A 17,850-nucleotide genomic window follows, 5' to 3' on the forward strand; every position below is an offset into this window, starting at 1 on the left:
GGGGCCGCGTCAGCGACGGAGCGAACGCCGTGCCGCGGCCACCGTGTCCCGCACCCCGTCGTCCACGTCCTCCGGCAGCGCGTCGACCGGCCAGAAGCGCAGGTCGTCGGATTCGTCGGAGATGACGGGCGTCGCCCCGGCCGGAGCGACGAAGGCGTAGCGCACGTCGAAGTGCCGGGTGGGCCGGCCCAGCGAGCAGGTGATCGGGTGGACGTCCAGGTGCACGGGGTGACCGCCGGCCAGCGGCCGGAGCCGGGTCCCGCTCGCACCGGGCGCGGTCAGCCCCGACTCCTCGTCGGCCTCCCGGGTGGCGGCCGCGAGCAGCGTGGCGTCGGTGGGTTCGCAGTGCCCGCCCAGCTGCACCCACCGGCCGATCCGCGGGTGCAGAGTCAGCAGCACGCCGCGATGGTCGGCCGACAAGACGACGGCGCTGGCCGTCAGATGACCGGGCACACAGGCCCGCGCGGTCGCGTCGGGGCGGGCCAGCAGGAGGGCCAGGAACGCCTCCCGCAGGGCCGCCTGCGCCGGGTCCGGGGGGACCCACCCGCGCAGCACGGTCAGGGCGTCGGTGTGCAGCGGCGCGTGGGCGGCGACCACCTGCGGGTCCGGGCCCGGGATGTCGTCGTCGTGCGTCATCGCAGCATCAGGCCCTCGTCGGACGGCGGCCGTGGGACCAACGGTTCCGTCGGGTACCCGACCGCGACTCCACCCAGCGGGGTCCAGTCGTCGGGGACCTGCAGGACGCCGCGGACCACGGCCGGGCAGAAGATCGTCGACGAGATCCACGCCGAGCCCAGCCCCTCGGCGGCCAGCGCGACCAGCAGCGCCTGCACGGCCGCGCCGCCGGCGACGGTGAACATGGTGCGTTCGGCGTCGCGTCGTCGGGCGTCGGGGTAGTCGTGCCGGCCCTGTCCGGTCAGGAACGGAACGATCACCTCGGGGGCGGTCCGCAGCACCTGGCCCCGGGCGGTGCGCCGGGCGATGCGGTCGGGCGTCCAGCCGTCGCCGGCCAGATCGGCCTCCCACTCGGCCTGCATGGCCTCGAACAGCGCGTCCCGGTGTTCGCGCACCCAGACGAACCGGACCGGTCGGGTGTGGTGCGGGGCGGGCGCGGTGAGGGCGACGCCGACGGCACGGGTCAGCGCGGCGGGGTCGACGGGCGCGGTGGTGAACGCGCGGACCGTGCGGCGCAGCAGCACGGCCTCCCGGCGGCCCTGCTCGACGGCCAGGTCGGTGCCCAGGCGGAAGAGGTCCTCGTGGGTCGGTCGGATCAGCGACCGGGCGGTCTGATCCACCGGCGGCCCCGGTTCGCCGGGCTGCGGCTCGGGGTCGGGCGGCACGAGGGCCGACGACCAGCGGGCGACGGCGACGGGAACGCCGCCCAGCTTGCCCTTGACCAGGTCACCGGCGGCGGCGAGTTCGTCGCCCAGCGCGACCTGGGTGACCGTCAGCTCGTTGCCGAACTCGTCGACCCCGCCCCGGTGGTCGTCCAGGACGAGCACGCCGGCCGCGCCGATCGCCACGTCGGTGACGCCGCTGCGCCAGGCCCGGCCCTGGGTGTCGGTGACGATCACCCCGACCCGGCGGCCCCGCGCGGCGAAGGCGGTGACCAGACCGCGCGCGGAGGCGTCGGGATCTTCCGGCAGCAGGGCGATCTCGTCGGTGTGCACGTTGGAGGCGTCGATGCCGGCGGCGGCAGCGACGATCCCGAGGTGGTTCTCGACGATCTTCGTGCGGCCGACCTGCGCGACCAGTCGCACCGTCTGCTCGTCGATGAGCCGGCGCCGGAACTCGTCGCGTTCGGTCGGGTCGGTGGGGCTGGGCACCAGCCGGCCCTCGACCTTGGACAGCACCTTGGACGTGACGATGAGGATGTCGCCGTCGGCGATCCACGGGGCGTGCTCGACGAGCGCGGCGGCCAGGTCGTCGCCGGGCCGGAAGTCCGGCAGCCCGGTCACCGGGTGCAGGTGCAGGGAACGGGCCTGGCCGGTCGGGGCCGGTTGCTCAGGAGCGGACACCGGCGACCTCCAGGGCGGTGGCGACGATCCCGGCGGTGGCCGCCGGGTCGCTCATCAGCAGGGGCGCCCGGACGACGTCGACGCCGGGGACGTCCGCGTGGTCGTCGGGGGCGATCAGCCAGGCGTCGAGCAGGCCGCCGTCGGTGCGGGCGCCGTAGTGCCGGCCGACCCCCTCGGCCGTGCAGGGCACGTCGATGGCGGCCAGGCACGCGTCGGCGTGCCCGCGGACCGGGGCGCCGCCGATGATGGGGGAGACCCCGACGACCGGGGCGGTCGTGGTGCGGACCGCGTCGGCGATGCCGGGAACGGCGAGGATGGTGCCGATCGAGACCACCGGGTTGGACGGGGCGAGCAGGACGATGTCCGCGGTGCGGATGGCGTCGAGGACCCCGGGTCCGGGGGTGGCCTCGGCCGCGCCGATCGGGGTGATCTCCCGGGCGGGCAGTGCCGCCCGGTGCCGGATCCACCACTCCTGGAAGTGCAGGGCGACCCGGCCGGCCGGCCCGTCGTCGGTCGGCTCCGGATCGTCGACCACCACGTGGGTCTCGACCCGGTCGTCGGTCATCGGCAGGAGGTCGACCCCGGGCTGCCAGCGGGCACTCAGGGCCTGGGTGACCAGCGACAACGGGTAACCGGCGTCGAGCATCCGGGTCCGGACCAGGTGGGTGGCGATGTCCCGGTCGCCGAGGGAGAACCAGGGCGCCTCGGCTCCGTAGCCCGCGAGTTCGGCCGAGACGGTCCAGGTCTCGTCCCGTCGGCCCCATCCGCGTTCGAGGTCGGAGACCCCGGCCAGGGTGTACAGGCACGAGTCGAGGTCGGGGCAGACCTGCAGGTTGTGCAGTCGGATGTCGTCGGCCGTGTTCACCACGGCCGAGACCGTCGGCTGGACCCCGGCGTCGGGATTCGCCGGGGGCGGCCCGAACGGCGACCAGCCCAGATGTTGCTTCACGCCGAGCAGGAACTTCGCCCCGCCGACGCCGCCGACCAGCACCGTGATCCTCACGTCGATCAATCCTTCCAGACGCGCGGACCGGTCGATCTGTTCGCCGGACGGGCCGCCCCCCACAGGCGGGGTCAGCGCCAGAACTGGAACGCCCCGGCGCCGTACGCGGCGAGCAGGGGGTTCCCGCCACTGACCACGAGCAACCGGTAGCCGGCGCCGAAGAGGGCGGACCCCAGTTGGGGCACGCTCCACAGCAGCGCGAACACGGCCAGCGGCAGCCAGGGGCGGATCGGCCGGATGCGCTCGCGGAAGGCGGGCGACAGGTACGGCTCGATGATCCCGAAGCCGTCGAACCCGGGGACGGGCAACAGGTTCAGGATCCCGGCCACGAACTGCAACAGGGCCAGGAAGGACAGGGCGGCCCCCAACGGTGAGTCCATCCCGCCGGCGACCGCGGCGAGGACGGCGCCGGCCAGCAGATTGACCAGCGGACCAGCGGCCGAGACCAGGCTGGCGAACCAGGGCCGGCGCAGCAGGCCCGGCTGGACGAGCACGGCCCCGCCCGGAAGGGGGATGCCGCCGACGGCGAGCAGGATCAGCGGGATGACGATGCTGTAGGCGAGATCGGTGTACCGCAACGGGTTCAACGTGAGGTAGCCCCGGGCCCGTACGGACACGTCGCCCCCGAGGTAGGCGACGAGGGCGTGGGCGAACTCGTGCAGGCACAGGGTGACCAGCCAGCCGCCCAGGACGAACAGGAAGACCAACACTCCGGTCGGCAGCCCGCCGGGTCGGGCGTCGGTGGCCAGGAACACCCCGACGGCAGCGGTCACAATCAGTACGGTCGGGAAGATCCAGGTTCCGCCGGTTCGGTAGGACATGCCGCCAGTGTGACCGCTGGTGATCGACTTCCGAGCCCCCGTTCCCCATCCGGGTCGGCCTCCACGATCGTGGTGCGTATAGCACTCCGACGGCTTGACTCCGGGCGGGACACACCTGTGTAATCACATCGGTGTCATTCAGCCGGGGGAGCTTCGACAGGGGGTCGGAGCGACATCGCCTCTCTGTTGTCGAAACGACAACTGTTGGCGTGTCGATGATTCCACGCTCGTCACCCCATCGTGGATGGGGCGGCGGTACCGGCTGACGGACGGGGTGGCACCGCCGCTCCCATGGAAAGGACTTGGTCGATGACCAGCCAGGGACAACTCTCCATCGCGTCGAGCGGGCTGGCTCTCGCACCTGCGGGTGCCGAGCCCGAGTGGCACGAGCGCGCACTCTGCGCGCAGACCGATCCGGAGGCCTTCTTCCCGGAGAAGGGCGGATCGACCCGGGAGGCCAAGAAGATCTGCGTGGGCTGCGAGGTGCGGGCCGAGTGCCTGTCCTACGCGTTGGCCAACGACGAGCGCTTCGGCATCTGGGGCGGGCTGTCCGAGCGGGAACGCCGGCGGCTCAAGCGGGCCGCCGGCTGACCGCTCGTCCGCCGGCCGGTCACCGACAGCACTGAGCCCCCGTCGACCCGGTCGACGGGGGCTCAGCTGTCACTCGGGGCCGGTCAGCCGATCGGGACGATCTGGAACTTCTCCCAGCCGCTGACGGAGTCTCGGTTGGCGATCAGTGGCCGGCTGCCGCCCGCCTCGGCGGTGACGATCTTGTTGTTCGCCTGGGCGCGCAGGCTGTAGGTGCCGTCGCCGTTGGTGATCAGTGTGAAGGTCTCCCAGCCGCTGGCGCTGGCCCGGTTGGAGATCAGCGGAGCCGAACCGGCGTTCTCCGCGCTGACGAACTCGTTGTCGGCCATCGCCCGCAGGGTTCGGCTGTCACCCGACGTCGTCGTCATGGTGAAGGTCTCCCAGCCGCTGGCGCTGTCGCGGTTGGCGATGAGCGGCTTCGTGCCGGCGGCCTCCGCGCTGACGAACTTGCCGTTGGCCATCGACTTGAAGGCGACCTTGCGGCTGGTCGGCGTGGTGCCGCCGCCACCGGCGTTCACCACGTTGCCCGGGTTGTCCACCTTGTCGGTGAAGGTCATCGTGTTCCAGTCGGTCCCGGCGCAACCCCCGCTGCCGGACACGGTGGCGACGCCGATGAACCGGTAGTCCTTGCCGAGGATGTTGGCCCGGTGGCCCGGGGACTCCATGTACAGGTTGAAGATGTCCTGGGCCGAGTACTGGTCCGTGGTCCAGCTGGCGACGTTCTCGCCCCACTTGGTGCGGCTGGCCGCGCCGTAGCTGGGCAGCTGGTTCCAGGCGTCCGGGTTGTGGGCGAGTCGGCAGCTGGTGCCACCCGTCGCCATCTTGTCGGACCAGGACGTGGACAGGCGGCGCAGGTCGGCCGAATGCACCACCGGGCTCAGGCCGTTCTGGCTGCGGGCCTGGTTGACGAGCTTGACGAACTCGACGTCGATGGAGTCGCGCGGGGCGGCGGCCGCTGCGGTCGCCGGCACGCCGAGGGCGGCGGTGGCGGCGAGGACGACGGCCAGGAGGGCCACCGGTAGCCGGCTCCACCGACTGCGGGGGGCAGCGGCACGCGGCCCCGGGGAGGTGGACGAAGGCACCATGGTGAAACGATCTCCCTTGGTCACGGACGGTAGCGCACCGTCACCAAAAAATCGTAACCGTGACGCATTGCGACCAACAGCCCTGTCACCGTGCGGGACCGGAAGTTCCTTCGACCGAGTCGATCCGTCAATCCGGGCGACTACGTTATGGGTATGCGACTGGTCCTGAACCTCATCTGGGTGGTGCTCTGCGGGCTGTGGATGTCGATCGGCTACCTGCTGGCCGGGATCGTGTGCTGCATTCTGATCATTACGATCCCATTCGGCCTAGCGTCATTCCGCATCGCTCTGTTCGCCCTCTGGCCGTTCGGCCGAACGGTGGTCCGCCGCCCGGATGCCGGAGCCCCCTCGGCGGTCGGCAACGTCATCTGGTTCCTCTTCGCCGGCCTGTGGCTGGCTATCGGACATGTCGTGACCGGCATCGCCCTGGCCATCACGATCATCGGCATCCCGTTGGCGCTGGCCAACTTCAAGCTGATCCCGATCTCCCTGTTGCCCCTCGGTTGCGAGATCGTGGCCCTGCCGGACGCCCGGGCCCTGCGCACCGTCGCCTGATCGACGGGTGACCCCGCCCGACCACTACCCTGGGCGACCATGAGCGGGGAGCTGCGTGAACCCAGCGGCGGGGCGGGCGCCGAGCGTCCGGCCGACGGCGCCCCCCGGTCCCGGTCGGGGCGGTTCCCGTCCCCCCGCAGTGGCCGCTCGCGCTGGCGCCGCCGCCGTGGCGGCCCGGTCCAGGACCCGGCCGTCGAGGTGGCCGCCCGGCGGGACCGGCACGGCCGCGGCCCCCGGACGCCGCTGATCCCGGCCGGTCTGCCGGGGGCCCGCACCCGGGCCGAACAGTTCGACGAGGCCGTGCTCGAGGCGGTCGCCGACCTGGAGGGCCGCTGGCCCGGCCAGCTCGACGCGCTCGAGTTCGCGGTCGACGAGGTCCCGACCGTGCCGGCCGACGGGCCCGAACCACCGGCCGACGATGTGGTGGTCGACGTCGGCGTGCCGCTCAGCCGGTTCCTGCCCGCCGGGGTCGACCATCGGGGCCGTCCGACCAAGGCGCGGGTCGTGGTCTACCGGCGCCCGTTGGAGGCTCGCTCGGCGGACAGCGGCGATCTGGTCGACCTGGTCACCGAGGTGCTCGTCGAGCAGTTGGAAGCGGTGCTCGGCCCGGACGACGCCGACCCGGACGACGGTCGCTGACCGGTTCCCGGCGCGCGCGGCGTGCCTCCCGGGCCGACCGCCCTCCGCGGGGTTATCGTGCCGCGGTGGCGAGACTGCGGCGTTGTTCCCGGACCGGATGCACCAACCCTGCGGTCGCCACCCTGACGTTCGCCTACGCCGACTCGACCGCGGTCGTCGGTCCGTTGGCCACCGCGGCCGAGCCGCACTCCTACGACCTGTGCTCCTCGCACGCGTTAAACCTCACGGCTCCGCGTGGCTGGGAGGTCGTCCGGCCGGACGGCGAGCTGCCCGACGACACCGGGCACACCGACGACCTGGAGGCGCTGGCCAACGCGGTCCGCGAGGCCGGCCGGGTCGAACGGCCCGCGGCGGAAGCGCCGGCCGGTGGGGGCGCCACCGGACGTCGTGGTCACCTGCGCGTGCTGCGCGACGACAGCTGACGGCTGCGGCGAGCCGCATCACACCACCGTCGTCCCCGGCGCCGGTCGGGTGGGCCGGGTCCGCCGGTAGAGTCCTGCACGCGAGACTTTCGGTCACCATCACATACGTTCAGTGACCGTTTCAGACTTCGAGCCGCACCGTCCGGTGCGTTCGACCATCGGCGCGGGGCGGACGCTTCGCGGCACGCGGATCCAGGGAGTGCGGCGTGGGCGTTTCGGTACGCGATGACGAGACGGGCGGGGCCGCCCCGCGGCTGTCGGAGTTCGTCAAGGCCTACGACGTCCGCGGACTGGTCGGCTCGCAGCTGACCTCCGACGTCGCCCGGGCCATCGGCAACGCCTTCGCCGTCCAGCTCGCCGAACGGGACGCCACCTCGGTGGTCGTGGCGTACGACATGCGCGACTCCTCGCCCGAGTTGGCCGGCGCCTTCGCCGAGGGGGTCACCACGGCCGGCCTGGACGTCGTCATGGCCGGGCTCGGGTCGACCGATCTGCTCTACTTCGCCTCCGGTCACCTGGATATGCCCGGGGCCATGTTCACGGCCTCTCACAACCCCGCCCGCTACAACGGCATCAAGATGTGCTTCGCCGGTGCGCAGCCGATCAGCCTGGACACCGGGCTGGCCCGCGTCCGCGACGAGGCCCAGGCCGTCCTGGACGGCGAGGCCCAGCCGGTCGTCGCCGCCACCCCGGGCACGGTCAGCGAGCGATCGTTGGTCGCCGAGTACGCCGACTACCTGAAGTCGCTGGTCGACCTCACCGGGATCCGCCCGCTGCACGTCGTCGTCGACGCCGGTAACGGGATGGCCGGCTACACCGTGCCCGCCGTGCTGGGCGATCTGCCGCTGACCATCGACGCGATGTACTTCGAGCTCGACGGCTCCTTCCCCAACCACGAGGCCAACCCGCTGGAGCCGGCCAACCTGGTCGACCTGCAGGCCGAGGTCCGCCGGGTCGGGGCCGACATCGGCCTGGCGTTCGACGGGGACGCCGACCGCTGCTTCGTCGTCGACGAGCGGGGCGAGCCGGTGTCGCCCAGCGCGATCACCGCCCTGGTGGCCACCCGCGAGCTGGCGAAGGCCCCCGGGGCGTCCATCCTCTACAACCTGATCTCCTCCCGGGCCGTCCCCGAGATCGTCGGCGAGAACGGCGGCCAGGCCATCCGCACCCGGGTCGGTCACTCCTTCATCAAGGCCGAGATGGCCCGGACCGGCGCGGTGTTCGGCGGCGAGCACTCCGCCCACTACTACTTCGCCAACTTCTTCAACGCCGACACGGGGATGCTCGCGGCCCTGCACGTCCTGGCCGCGCTGGGGGAGCAGGACGGCCCGCTCTCGGACCTGGTCGCCGCGTACTCCCGGTACGCCGCGTCGGGCGAGATCAACTCGACCGTGCCCGACGCTTCGATCAAGCTCGACCAGATCCGGGCGTGGGCGGCCGACCACGACGCCGAGGTCGACGAACTCGACGGCATCACGGTCACCCTGCCCGACGGTGGCTGGTTCAACGTCCGGGCCAGCAACACCGAACCACTTCTCCGCCTGAACGTCGAGGCGGCCGACGAGCCGGCCATGGGGGCCCTGCGGGACGAGATCCTCGGTCTGATCCGGTCCTGACCCGCGACGGCAGACCCGTGTCCCGACCCGACTGAAACGGGTCGGGACCGGGAACACCCTCGGTGCCCTACGGGTCCGAACGGGTCCGGTTGGACCCGCTTCTGTGACAAGGTGGTCGGCGATGACCAGCACCCCGCACTCCGCTTCCCCGGCGGCGAGCCCGGCGGCTCTCGACCCGCGCCTGCTCGCCGTCCTGGCCTGCCCCACGCCCCACCGGGCGGCGCTGCGACCGGGCCGACCCGGGTCGCCCGCGCCCGCCGACGCCGCGACGTCCCTGTTCTGCCCGGAATGCCACCGGGTGTTCCCGGTCCGGGACGGCATCCCGGTCCTGCTGCTCGACGAGGCCGAACCACCGGACGGACCGGTCTCGTCGTGACCGGTCCGCAGGGTCTGCACGACATCGCCCGGCGCCCCTGGGACGTGGGTTCGGACCTACTGCCCGCGGCCGCCCTGGCTGGTGCGCAGGTCCGGGCGGTCGCCGACCAGCTGTCCCGTCTGCCGTCGCTCGACCGGCCCCGCGCGCTCGTCGTCGTCGGTTCCGGCGCGCCCGCCGCGGTCGCCCTGCTCACTGCGGTCATCGGCCCGGGCTGCCCCGTCCCGATCGTCGCCGCCCCGTCCCTGCCGCCTTGGGTCGGCCCGCTGGATGTCGTCGTGGTGCTGGCGACCACGGTCGACGACCACGCCGCCGCCGAGGCGCTGGCCGTGGCCGTCCGTCGGGGTGCCTCCGTGATCACCCGCTGCGCCGCGGACGGGCCGGTGCCGGCGATGGCCGGTCGGGCCGGGACCGGTGTGCTGGTCCCGACGATCGCGGTCCCCGAGGCGCTGGCCGCCGCCGGGCGTCTCGCCCTGCTGGTCGGCGTCGCGGGCGCGGCGGGCCTGCTGCCGGCCGTGGACGTCTCCCCGGCCGCGCTGGCCGACCTGGCCGACCAGGTCGACGGCATCGCCGTCGCCTGCCATCCGAACACCGACTTCTTCGTCAACCCGGCCCTGCTGCTGGCCGAACACGTCCTCGGTGGCCCACCGGTGTTCATCGGCCTGGACCCGGTGGGCGACGCCGTCGCCGAACACGCCGTGCTGGCCTTCGCCGCACTGGGCGGGCGGCCGGTGACGGCACTGCGTTCGACCGACGTGCCGGCGGCGGCCCCGCTGGTGGCCCGGATGGCGGCCGGGTCGGCCGACCTGTTCGCTGATCCGTTCGCCGACGACGAACCGGACTGGGCCGACCCGGCCGACCGGGCAGCCGTCGTGCTCGTCGGCACCCCGGACGCCGTGTCGGGGGAGCTGCTGGGAGGCCCGGGACCGACCGGTCGCCCACCGCTGGCCCCGGACGCCCTGCCCCGGGCGCTCCGGCTGGGCGCGGACGAGGTCGCCGTCCCCGGTCGACCGGACGACGATCCGTTCGCGGCGCCGGCCGCGCTGCCGGGCTCGGGAAGGGCCGCCGGTCCCCGGTCGCCGGTGCAGCACCGTCTCGCCGCCCTGCTGGACCTCCTGGCCCGGGTCGACTTCGCCGCCGTCTACACCGGCCTGGTCACCGGGGCCCGTCCGCCGTCCGACGCGCCGGAGGGCCTGGGCCCGGCCGGGGCGGCCCTGTTCCGCCCGGTGGTCACCGCCGGGGCCCGTCTGGAGGGTCCGCCGGGGGACCGGTCGGGCACGGTATCGGGCGCGGAGTGGCCGCCTCGCTGGTCCTGACCCACGGTCACCGCTCATCGGCGGCGGTGGACCGCAGATCGAGGTCCGAACGCCGCGGTGCGGCATCATCGTCAGCAGGGGGAATGGAGAAATGGAGCACATGAAGACCCGGGAGGGCGTCTCGTGGACGTGATGCACAACCGGATCCGGCCGTACGCGTGGGGGTCGCGCACGACCATCGCCGAACTGCTGGGCGAGCCGTCACCCTCGGCGCATCCGCAGGCCGAGCTCTGGGTCGGGGCCCACCCGGCGGACTCGTCGACCGTCGTCGGCCCGGACGGGGAACGGGCACTGGTCGACGTCGTCGCCGACGACCCGGAAGCCGCCCTGGGCGGTCGGGTCCGCAAGCATCTGGGCGATCGGCTGCCGTTCCTGCTCAAGGTGCTGGCCGCGGCCGAGCCGTTGTCGCTGCAGGCGCACCCGTCGGCCGATCAGGCCGCCCGCGGTTTCGCCGCCGAGGAGGACGCCGGCATCCCGCGCTCGTCGCCGAACCGGAACTACAAGGACAGCTCGCACAAGCCGGAGCTGGTCTACGCCCTGACCGAGTTCCGGGCGCTGTGCGGGTTCCGCGACCCGGCCCACACCGTCGAGATCCTGCAGGAGCTGGGGTCGCCACGGCTGGAGCACTACCTGGGCCTGTTGTCCGGTCAACCGGACGCCGGCGGCATCCGGGCGTTCTTCTCGGTCGGCATCACGTTGCCGTCCAGTGCCCTGGATCCGCTGCTGTCCGACGTGCTGGCCTGCTGTGTCGACCGGGTGCGGGAAGGGTCGCGGTTCGCCGACGAGTACCGGACCACCCTGGAGCTGGGCGAGCGGTACCCGGGGGATCCGGGGGTGCTCGCCAGCCTGCTGATGAACCACGTGACCCTGCGTCCGGGGCAGGCGCTGTCCCTGCCGGCCGGCAACCTGCACGCCTACCTGTCCGGGGCCGCCATCGAGATCATGGCCAACTCCGACAACGTGCTGCGGGGCGGACTCACCCCCAAGCACGTCGACGTCCCGGAACTGATGCGGGTCCTGGACTTCGCGCCGGTCGCCGTCCCGCTCCAGGACGGCGAGCCCGGCGACGTGCCGGACGAGGTCGTCTTCGCGACCCCGTTCCCCGAGTTCCGGTTGTCGCGTCTGGACCTCGGCGACGAACCGCGGACGCTGCACCACGACGGCCCGCAGGTGCTGCTGGTCTTCGAGGGCGAGTTGCGCGTCGAACGCGTGCCCGATGGGGCAGACGCGGCCGGGGGGGGCGAGGCCCTGACGGTGCCCCGCGGCCGGTCGGTGTGGGTCGCCGCGGCCGACGGGCCGATCCGGGTCAGCGGGCCGGCCACCGTGTTCCGGGCCCGGGACGGTCTGTCCGACTGACCTGCTCGCGGTGCGTCATCGCCGTGTCCCGGGGAATGGTGGGGGTCGGGTGGGTGAACATCGACCGGCCTGTAGGAGGATCGCTCCCGACGTTCCCCGGGGCAGAGGAGACCGCGTGTCCATCTGGCGCACCAAGTCCATCGAGCAGTCGATCCAGGACACCGACGAGCCGGGGCACCGGCTCCGGCGCTCGTTGAGCGCCTGGGACCTGACGATCTTCGGCGTCGCCGTCGTCATCGGCGCGGGCATCTTCACCCTGACGGCCCGGGTGGCCGCGACCACCGCGGGACCGGCGGTGTCGCTGTCGTTCGTCATCGCGGCCGTCGCGTGCGGCCTGGCGGCGATGTGTTACGCCGAGTTCGCCAGCACCGTCCCGGTCGCGGGGTCGGCCTACACGTTCTCGTACGCCACGCTCGGCGAGCTGGTCGCCTGGATCATTGGCTGGGACCTGGTCCTGGAGTTCGCCCTGGGGTCCGCCGTGGTGGCCAAGGGCTGGTCGTTGTACCTGGGCAACCTGTTCGAGCAGTTCGGTGGGTCGTTGTCCTCGACCGTCGACCTCGGATTCACCACGTTCGACTGGGGCGCCGTCCTGATCGTCGCCGTCGTCACCCTGCTGCTGGTGTCCGGAACGAAGCTGTCGGCCCGGGCCAACGCGATCATCACCGCCATCAAGGTCGCGGTCGTGCTGCTCGTCATCGTCGTCGGGTTCCTGCACTTCAACCCGGCGAACCTGTCGCCGTTCATCCCGCCGGCCGTGCCGGCGCCGGCCGAGGACCCGACCCCCGCCCTGCAGCAGCCGCTGTTCCAGTTGCTGACCGGGAACGCGGGCACCAGCTTCGGCTGGTTCGGTCTGCTCGCCGCCGCGTCGCTGGTGTTCTTCGCCTTCATCGGTTTCGACGTGGTGGCGACCGCCGCGGAGGAGACCCGGAACCCGAAGAAGGACCTGCCGCGCGGCATCCTCGGCTCGCTCGTCATCGTGACCGTGCTGTACGTGCTGGTCACGCTGGCCCTCACCGGGATGGTGCCGTACACCGAGCTGCCGGGCGACCAGGCCACCCTGGCCAGCGCCTTCTCCCTGATCGGCGTCGACTGGGCGGCCAAGGTGATCGCCGTCGGCGCCATCGCGGGCCTGACGACCGTGGTCCTCGTGCTGATCCTCGGTCAGAGCCGGGTGATCTTCGCCATGAGCCGCGACGGGCTGCTGCCCCGCGGACTGGCCCAGGTCAGCGACAAGACCGGCACCCCGGCGCGGATCACCCTGGGGGTGGGCGCCGTGGTCGCACTCGTGGCCGGGTTCGTCGACATCGGTGTCCTCGAGGAGATGGTCAACGTCGGCACGCTGTTCGCCTTCGTGCTCGTCTCCATCGGCGTCATCGTGCTGCGCCGCACCCGACCGGACCTCGAACGTTCCTTCAAGGTCCCGTTCGTCCCGGTGCTGCCGATCCTCGCGGTGCTGGCCTGCCTGTGGCTGATGGTCAACCTGACCGCGGAGACCTGGATCCGGTTCCTGGTCTGGATGGTGATCGGCTTCGCCGTCTACTACTTCTACGGACGCAAGCACTCGGTGCTCGGCCGACGGTCCGCCCAGGAGAGCCGGGCCGCTGCTGCCGACCCCCGTGACAAGCCCTGACGACGGTCGCCGGGGCGGGTCGGCCGACGGCTCGCCCAGCCCGAGGTTTGCCGCCACGGTCGCCCCTGGGTAGGTTCGGAGCCGGATCGGGTGGCACTGCCACCAGCGGTGGGTCCTCCTCCGGTGACCAGCTCCGATGCCGCCCGCCTGGCGCGGCGGGACGGCCGGCACGCCGGTGCCGTGACCGACACACGCCGACCCGATCGACCTTTCCCATCTGTTTGCACAGCCCTGACCCACGAAGTGAGGCCTGACGTGGCACTGCCCCAACTGACCGACGAGCAGCGTGCTGCGGCCCTGGAGAAGGCCGCCGCCGCCCGTCGTGCCCGTGCCGAGCTCAAGGAGCGGCTCAAGCGCGGCGGCACGTCCCTCAAGCAGGTCCTCGCCGACGCCGAGTCGGACGAGGCGCTGGCCAAGTTGAAGGTCTCGGCCCTGCTCGAGGCGCTGCCCGGGGTCGGCAAGGTCCGCGCCGCCCAGCTGATGGAGCAGTTCGAGATCGCCCCCAGCCGTCGGGTGCGCGGACTGGGCGAGCGTCAGCGTCAGGCCCTGCTCAACGAGTTCGGTTTCTGAGCGACACCGACGCTCGGCCGGTGACCGGGGGAACCGTGCGGCGTGGTCGTCTGTTCGTGCTGTCCGGCCCCTCCGGGGTCGGCAAGAGCACCGTGCTGCAGCGGATCCGGGTGCGGTGCCCGCAGCTGTGGTACTCGGTGTCGGCCACGACCCGGACGCAGCGGCCGGGCGAACGGCCCGGGGTCGACTACTTCTTCGTCACCGCGCAGGAGTTCGCGGAGCTGATCGAGCGGCAGGAGCTACTCGAGTACGCGCAGTTCGCGGGCAACTACTACGGCACGCCCCAGGGCCCGGTGGAGGAGCGGTTGGCCGCCGGAACGGACGTGCTCCTGGAAATCGAGGTCCAGGGCGCCCGGCAGGTGCGCTCGTCGCCGCGGCTGGGCGCTGAGGCGGTGCTGGTGTTCCTGGCTCCGCCGTCGTTCGAGGAACTGGCCCGGCGGCTGATCGGTCGGGGCACCGAGGACGAGCAGACCCAGGAGCGCCGGCTCACCGCGGCCCGGGCCGAGCTCGCCGCCGAGGCGGAGTTCGACCACACGATCGTGAACACGGACGTCGATGCCGCGGTCGACGGGTTGATACGATTGCTGGCTGAGTCGTGAGTCGGCTCGCCGTTCCGTGCTGCGCGTGACCATCGGCATGCTCCTTCGCGAGCCGCCACCGGCCGCCGGCGTCGGCCCGTCCGTTCCACTCACGCCGCGACTCGCCCGCCGTCGGGTCCGCCCGTCTGCCGGGCGTTCCGCGCGGCATCAGAAGCATCACCCCCTGCTGTGAGGAGCCCGTGCGATGAGCACTGCCGAGACCGGTACCCCGACCGCCGCCGAGATGGCCGCGGCCGGCATCACCTTCCCGCCGATCGACGAGCTGCTCACCCGCACCAGCTCGAAGTACGGCCTGTCGATCTACGCCGCCAAGCGCGCCCGGCAGATCAACGACTACTACGCCCAGCTCGGTGAGGGTCTGCTGGAGTACGTCGGCCCGCTGGTCGAGCCGCTGCCCAAGGAGAAGCCGCTGTCGATCGCGCTCCGCGAGATCAACGCCGGTCTGCTCGAGCACACCGAGGGCGAGTGACCTTCGGGCCCACCCCGCCGGACCGGCTGGTCGCCTCCGCGACCGACCGGCCGGCCTCGTCACTGCCGCCCGGCACCGTGGGCACCCCGCCCGCCGGAGCCGAGGCGGCAGTGGCGTCCCTGCCGCCCCGTCCGCGTCGGATCGTGCTCGGGGTCGGCGGTGGCATCGCCGCCTACAAGGCGTGTGACCTGCTCCGACGCCTACGGGCCGACGGTCACGACGTCGTCGTGGTCCCCACCCGCGCCGCGCTCGATTTCGTCGGCGCCCCCACCTGGGAGGCCCTGTCCGGGCACCCGGTCTCGGCCGACACCTTCTTCGACGTCCCGGCCGTGACCCACGTGGCCACCGGCCAGCAGGCCGACCTGGTGGTCATCGCCCCGGCCACCGCGGACGTGCTGGCCCGTGCCGCCACCGGGCAGGCCGACGACCTGCTGACCGCGACCCTGCTGGTGACCCGGGCCCCCGTGCTGATGGCCCCGGCCATGCACACCGAGATGTGGACCCACCCGGCCACCGTCGACAACGTCGCCACCCTGCGCCGTCGCGGGGTGGTCGTCGTCGACCCGGCCGTGGGCCGGCTGACCGGCGCCGACTCCGGTCCCGGCCGGCTGCCCGAACCCGAGCACCTGGCCCAGCTCGCCGACCTGCTGCTCCGCCGCGCCGACGCCCTGCCGTTCGACCTCGCCGGTCGCCGGGTCGTCGTCTCGGCCGGCGGCACCCGCGAACCACTGGATCCGGTGCGGTACCTGGGCAATCGTTCGTCGGGCCGGCAGGGCTGGGCGATCGCGCTGGTCGCCGCGGCCCGCGGTGCCGACGTGACCCTGGTCGCGGCCAATGTCGACCTCGTCGAGCCGCCCGGGGTGCGGGTGCGGCAGGTGGGGACGGCCCTCGAGCTGCACGAGGCGATGCTGGAGACGACGGTCGGCGCGGACGGCGGACCCGTCGACGCCGTGGTGATGACCGCCGCCGTCGCCGACTTCCGGCCCATGGACCCCTCGGCCGTCAAGATCAAGAAGGCGGCCGGTCAGGGCCCGCCGACGATCGGTCTGGTCGAGAACCCGGACATCCTGGCCGCGCTGTCCCGCCCCGGACCGGACCGGGCCGCCGTCGTCGTCGGGTTCGCGGCCGAGACCGGCGACGGCACCGCGGACCCGACCACGTCCGTGCTCGACTTCGGCCGGGACAAGCTCCGCCGCAAGGGCTGCGACGTCCTGGTCGTCAACCGGGTCGACGCCGGTCGGGCGTTCGGACGTCCGGACAACGCCGCCTGGCTGCTGGCCGCGGCCGGTGCGACGGACGACATCGAACTGGAGGCGAGCGTGCCGCTCGGCCCCAAGTCCGTGCTGGCCGCCGCCGTGGTCGATGCCCTGTCCCGTCGGCTCGGCGGGTCGGGTCCCACCCTCGGCGGCACCGATGCCCGCTGATGACACAATCGAACGCCGACGGCGGTCGCACCTGCGGGTTGTGGCCGACCATGCCGGGGTACCGGGCCCGGGGAGCGGTCATCGCCGCACCCCGCGCGGCGCCCGGGCAGTTCCGCCCGTCCGGCCCGTTCCATCCGATCGAGGAGTAAGCCCAACGTGACGTCCCGCCTGTTCACCTCGGAGTCGGTCACCGAAGGCCACCCCGACAAGATCTGCGACGCGATCAGCGACTCGATCCTCGACGAGCTGCTCCGTCAGGACCCGGCCAGCCGGGTGGCGGTCGAGACCATGGTGACGACCGGTCAGGTGCACGTGGCCGGCGAGGTGACCACCAGCGCCTACGCGGACATCCCGACGATCGTCCGGGAACGCCTGCTGGCCATCGGTTACGACTCCTCGGCCAAGGGCTTCGACGGCGCGTCCTGCGGGGTCAACGTGGCCATCGGCGCGCAGTCCCCGGACATCGCCCAGGGCGTCGACACCGCCTGGGAGGTGCGCACGGGTGCCGAAGGGGATTCCGAGGACGCCCTGCTCTCGCAGGGCGCCGGCGACCAGGGGCTGATGTTCGGGTACGCCTGCAGTGACACCCCCGAGCTGATGCCGCTGCCCATCGCCCTGGCCCACCGGCTGTCCCGGGGGTTGTCCACCGTGCGCAAGTCCGGCGCGGTGCCCTACCTGCGGCCCGACGGCAAGACCCAGGTCACCATCGAGTACGTGGGCGACAAGCCGGTCCGCCTGGACACCGTCGTCGTCTCCAGCCAGCACGCCGAGAACATCCACCTCGAGCAGCTGCTCGCGGTCGACGTCCGCGACCAGGTGGTGCAGCCGGAGCTCGACGCGCTCGACCTGGACACCAGCGACTACCGGTTGCTGGTGAACCCGACCGGTCGGTTCGTCATCGGTGGTCCGATGGGCGACGCCGGTCTGACCGGCCGCAAGATCATCGTCGACACCTACGGCGGCATGGCCCGGCACGGCGGCGGCGCGTTCTCCGGCAAGGACCCGTCGAAGGTCGACCGGTCGGCGGCGTACGCGATGCGCTGGGTGGCCAAGAACGTGGTGGCCGCGGGTCTGGCCGAGCGCATCGAGGTGCAGGTCGCCTACGCCATCGGCAAGGCCGCCCCGGTGGGCCTGTTCGTGGAGACCTTCGGGACGGAACAGGTCGACCCGGACAAGATCTCCGATGCCATCCGGCAGGTGTTCGACCTGCGCCCGGCCGCGATCATCCGCGATCTCGACCTCAAGCGGCCGATCTACGCGCCGACCGCGGCCTACGGGCACTTCGGGCGGACCGACATCGACCTGCCTTGGGAGAACGTCGACCGGGCGGCGGACCTGAAGTCGCTCGTCGGCGCCTGACCGCAGC

Annotated in this window: 20 protein-coding genes; 15 read left to right on the top strand and 5 right to left on the bottom strand. The window is 72.7% G+C overall.

Features of this window, described 5'->3' with window-relative positions; translation table 11 throughout:
• Positions 1–9 precede the first annotated feature (9 nt).
• The 4 genes from FDO65_RS15600 to FDO65_RS15615 all read right to left on the bottom strand — a co-directional run bounded on the left by FDO65_RS15600 (position 10) and on the right by FDO65_RS15615 (position 3,842).
• Positions 10–636, bottom strand: a complete 627-nt coding sequence (locus FDO65_RS15600; RefSeq protein ID WP_137450573.1) for an NUDIX hydrolase — start codon at positions 634–636, stop codon at positions 10–12.
• Positions 633–2,018 carry a coenzyme F420-0:L-glutamate ligase gene (locus FDO65_RS15605; RefSeq protein ID WP_137450574.1) on the bottom strand — a complete coding sequence of 462 codons (1,386 nt, stop codon included), beginning with the start codon at positions 2,016–2,018 and terminating at the stop codon, positions 633–635. The genes FDO65_RS15600 and FDO65_RS15605 overlap by 4 nt, the downstream gene beginning before the upstream one ends.
• A complete protein-coding gene (cofD, locus tag FDO65_RS15610; RefSeq protein WP_137450575.1) occupies positions 2,005–3,021 on the bottom strand; it encodes a 2-phospho-L-lactate transferase in 1,017 nt (338 codons plus the stop codon). The genes FDO65_RS15605 and cofD overlap by 14 nt, the downstream gene beginning before the upstream one ends.
• 71 nt (positions 3,022–3,092) lie before the next feature.
• Entirely contained in the window at positions 3,093–3,842 is a 750-nt protein-coding gene (locus FDO65_RS15615; protein WP_137450576.1) for a site-2 protease family protein, read from the bottom strand.
• Positions 3,843–4,151: 309 nt separating this feature from the next.
• Between FDO65_RS15615 and FDO65_RS15620 the strand changes: the two genes are divergently transcribed.
• Positions 4,152–4,433, top strand: coding sequence for a WhiB family transcriptional regulator (locus FDO65_RS15620; protein ID WP_137450577.1), 282 nt, complete (start codon positions 4,152–4,154; stop codon positions 4,431–4,433).
• Between the two features lie 83 nt (positions 4,434–4,516).
• Here the strand turns inward: FDO65_RS15620 and FDO65_RS15625 are convergent, their stop codons facing one another.
• Positions 4,517–5,446, bottom strand: a complete 930-nt coding sequence (locus FDO65_RS15625; protein WP_166442211.1) for a CAP domain-containing protein — start codon at positions 5,444–5,446, stop codon at positions 4,517–4,519.
• 222 nt (positions 5,447–5,668) lie between these two features.
• Here FDO65_RS15625 and FDO65_RS15630 point away from each other — a divergent pair, with 222 nt between their 5' ends.
• From FDO65_RS15630 to metK, 14 genes are all read left to right on the top strand, one after another.
• Complete coding sequence (locus FDO65_RS15630) at positions 5,669–6,070, top strand: YccF domain-containing protein (protein ID WP_137450579.1); 402 nt, start codon at positions 5,669–5,671, stop codon at positions 6,068–6,070.
• A 39-nt stretch (positions 6,071–6,109) separates the two neighbouring features.
• A complete protein-coding gene (locus FDO65_RS23125) occupies positions 6,110–6,709 on the top strand; it encodes a metallopeptidase family protein (protein WP_137450580.1) in 600 nt (199 codons plus the stop codon).
• A gap of 74 nt (positions 6,710–6,783) precedes the next feature.
• Positions 6,784–7,131, top strand: coding sequence for a DUF3499 domain-containing protein (locus FDO65_RS15640; protein WP_137450703.1), 348 nt, complete (start codon positions 6,784–6,786; stop codon positions 7,129–7,131).
• Positions 7,132–7,337: 206 nt separating this feature from the next.
• Complete coding sequence (locus FDO65_RS15645; RefSeq protein ID WP_137450581.1) at positions 7,338–8,747, top strand: phosphomannomutase/phosphoglucomutase; 1,410 nt, start codon at positions 7,338–7,340, stop codon at positions 8,745–8,747.
• A 121-nt stretch (positions 8,748–8,868) separates the two neighbouring features.
• Positions 8,869–9,123, top strand: coding sequence for a Trm112 family protein (locus FDO65_RS15650; protein WP_137450582.1), 255 nt, complete (start codon positions 8,869–8,871; stop codon positions 9,121–9,123).
• Positions 9,120–10,436, top strand: a complete 1,317-nt coding sequence (locus FDO65_RS15655) for a hypothetical protein (RefSeq protein WP_137450583.1) — start codon at positions 9,120–9,122, stop codon at positions 10,434–10,436. Before FDO65_RS15650 ends, FDO65_RS15655 begins: the two co-directional genes overlap by 4 nt.
• A 132-nt stretch (positions 10,437–10,568) precedes the next feature.
• Complete coding sequence (gene manA / locus FDO65_RS15660) at positions 10,569–11,792, top strand: mannose-6-phosphate isomerase, class I (protein ID WP_137450584.1); 1,224 nt, start codon at positions 10,569–10,571, stop codon at positions 11,790–11,792.
• A 115-nt stretch (positions 11,793–11,907) separates the two neighbouring features.
• Positions 11,908–13,422: an amino acid permease gene (locus tag FDO65_RS15665; RefSeq protein WP_137450585.1), complete on the top strand. Its 1,515-nt coding sequence runs from the start codon at positions 11,908–11,910 to the stop codon at positions 13,420–13,422.
• Positions 13,423–13,677: 255 nt separating this feature from the next.
• Positions 13,678–13,992 carry an integration host factor, actinobacterial type gene (mihF, locus tag FDO65_RS15670; RefSeq protein WP_137450586.1) on the top strand — a complete coding sequence of 105 codons (315 nt, stop codon included), beginning with the start codon at positions 13,678–13,680 and terminating at the stop codon, positions 13,990–13,992.
• 20 nt (positions 13,993–14,012) lie between these two features.
• Positions 14,013–14,591 (top strand): guanylate kinase, encoded by a 579-nt coding sequence (gene gmk, locus FDO65_RS15675; protein WP_240757637.1) that lies wholly within the window; start codon positions 14,013–14,015, stop codon positions 14,589–14,591.
• A 184-nt stretch (positions 14,592–14,775) separates the two neighbouring features.
• Positions 14,776–15,060, top strand: coding sequence for a DNA-directed RNA polymerase subunit omega (gene rpoZ / locus FDO65_RS15680; RefSeq protein WP_240757638.1), 285 nt, complete (start codon positions 14,776–14,778; stop codon positions 15,058–15,060).
• A gap of 119 nt (positions 15,061–15,179) precedes the next feature.
• The gene (gene coaBC / locus FDO65_RS15685) at positions 15,180–16,484 is read left to right on the top strand and encodes a bifunctional phosphopantothenoylcysteine decarboxylase/phosphopantothenate--cysteine ligase CoaBC (RefSeq protein WP_205850094.1); all 1,305 of its coding nucleotides are present in this window, start codon (positions 15,180–15,182) and stop codon (positions 16,482–16,484) included.
• Entirely contained in the window at positions 16,484–16,633 is a 150-nt protein-coding gene (locus tag FDO65_RS22240) for a hypothetical protein (protein ID WP_166442212.1), read from the top strand. The genes coaBC and FDO65_RS22240 overlap by 1 nt, the downstream gene beginning before the upstream one ends.
• A 7-nt stretch (positions 16,634–16,640) precedes the next feature.
• Complete coding sequence (gene metK, locus FDO65_RS15690; RefSeq protein ID WP_205850064.1) at positions 16,641–17,843, top strand: methionine adenosyltransferase; 1,203 nt, start codon at positions 16,641–16,643, stop codon at positions 17,841–17,843.
• Positions 17,844–17,850 lie beyond the last annotated feature (7 nt).

The sequence above is a fragment of the Nakamurella flava genome (assembly GCF_005298075.1).
Lineage (GTDB): Bacteria > Actinomycetota > Actinomycetes > Mycobacteriales > Nakamurellaceae > Nakamurella > Nakamurella flava.